At 62.5% G+C, this 285-nt stretch carries 1 protein-coding gene; it reads left to right on the forward strand.

The window, feature by feature from the left end:
* On the forward strand, window positions 1-285 hold a 285-nt coding region (locus AB4Y42_RS44470; RefSeq protein WP_368697927.1), incomplete at both ends, for an NAD(P)(+) transhydrogenase (Re/Si-specific) subunit beta.

Consider the following 285-nt stretch of genomic DNA (forward strand, 5'->3'; position numbering starts at 1 on the left):
TCGCGGCCATGCACTCGCTGATCGGTCTGGCGGCGGTGTGCATCGCGTATGCGGTCGTCTCCGAACCGGCAGCGTTCGGACTGGTTGCTGAAGACGCGCCGTATCCGGGCTTCCTGCCGTACGGCAACCGTATCGAGCTGTTCATCGGTACGTTCGTCGGCGCGATCACGTTCTCAGGTTCCGTGATCGCCTTCGGCAAGCTCTCCGGCAAGTACAAGTTCAGGCTGTTCCAGGGCGCGCCGGTTGTTTATCCCGGCCAGCATCTGATCAACCTGATGCTCGCGC

Origin of the sequence: Paraburkholderia sp. EG286B (genome assembly GCF_040965655.1) — a bacterium.
Classification (GTDB): Bacteria; Pseudomonadota; Gammaproteobacteria; order Burkholderiales; family Burkholderiaceae; genus Paraburkholderia.